The 1,538-nt window shown below is 57.3% G+C and carries 1 protein-coding gene; it reads right to left on the bottom strand.

Annotated elements, in window-relative coordinates; genetic code table 11:
• A partial coding sequence (gene ltrA, locus HHU12_RS33830) for a group II intron reverse transcriptase/maturase (protein WP_205960074.1) occupies positions 1 to 1,130 on the bottom strand: 1,130 nt, incomplete at its 3' end.
• Between the last annotated feature and the right edge of the window lie 408 nt (positions 1,131 to 1,538).

Consider the following 1,538-nt stretch of genomic DNA (forward strand, 5'->3'; position numbering starts at 1 on the left):
AGCATGAACCTGCCGTTGCGATCTTTCCCGCTGATGTGCGTGAACCCGAGGAAGTTGAACGTTTCTGGTTTGCCTTTTCCCCTGATGGCACGGTTTTCGGCAGCGAAGCGGCCGAACTCCATCAGACGGGTTTTCTCCGGGTGAACCGTGAGTCCGAACTCCCTCAGTCTGCGCTGCATGGCTATACGGAAGCGCCGGGCATCGTATCGTTTGTCGAACCCGATGACGATGTCATCGGCGTATCTGACCATTACCACATTGCCTGTGGCATAGCGACGTCGCCACTGATGCGCCCACAGATCGAAGACGTAGTGGAGGTATATGTTTGCCAGCAGCGGTGAGATGACCGCACCCTGTGGGGTGCCTTCCTCCGTTGCTCGCCATTGACCCTCCTCCGACGTCCCGGCTGTGAGCCACTTACGTATGAGCCTGATTACCCTCCGGTCGCCGATCCGATGCTCTGTGAACCTGATCAGCCATTCGTGGCTCACCCTGTCGAAGAACTGACTGATGTCGGCATCCAGTACCCAGTTTACGTTAGTGCGTACCAGCCCTGTGGCCAGTGCGTCCAGTGCATCGTGCTGGCTTCGCCCGGGTCTGAACCCGTATGAGAACCCCATAAAGTCGTTTTCATAGACTGCGTTCAGGATTTTCACCAGCGCATACTGGACGATCTTGTCCTCCAGCGAGGCGATGCCGAGCGGGCGTTGTTTTCCATCCGCTTTTGGGATGTAGTGACGCCTGCCGGGCTGCGCCCTGTAGCTGCCCTGATGTAGCCTCCGGTGCAGATCTGTTATGTTGTTCTTCATGTTTCCGGCGTAGTCCATCCACCTGATGCCATCCACTCCGGCGGCCGCTTTCCTGCTCAGGGAGAGGAATGCGGCTTCCAGTGCTTCGACTGTCAGCAGGTGGAACAATGCTGTAAACCGTTCTTTCTTCCGCTGCTTCGCAGCTTCCCGCACGCGTGACAGCCTCTGTGACATGCTTTCCCGGCTCTGTGTCCGGCGCATGTGTGGCTGTTCCGCGTTCCCCTTGGCCCCGCTCCTTCGCTCCACTGACTCCGCTCCTTTCGGGTTGTTCGCCTGCTTCGCCGCTACTATGAGCGAGTCCGACTTCTCCTCTCCGTACATCACCGGCTATGACTCCTCGTCTTCCCGGTGCGGGCCATCTCCGACACTGGCAGATGGTCAGAGGGGAGATCTCCCGGTTCCCGCGTAGAGATCGTATTGACATGCCAGGGTCTCAGACCCCGCCGGGTCCATGTGGCACTCGCAGTATCGCACCCTATGATGTTGCCTTCCGTTAACAGTACAACGTCGGCACCCGGTAATTTAATATACATTTCGTGGCTCAATGGCTGGCCTGTCAACACCCCTGTCAACGCTTCGCCCCATACCTCGCGGTATGCAACGCATGACTCGGGGACCTTGTGGATTGCTGGTCCTTCAATGGTCGGGGACTTTCACCCCTTGATCTCTAACCGGTCTCCCGGCGCACACTGTTTTTATATACAGTTAAATTTAGCCCTCTGATATGAG

Source organism: Flammeovirga aprica JL-4 (assembly GCF_012844305.1).
Taxonomy (GTDB): domain Bacteria; phylum Bacteroidota; class Bacteroidia; order Cytophagales; family Flammeovirgaceae; genus Flammeovirga; species Flammeovirga aprica.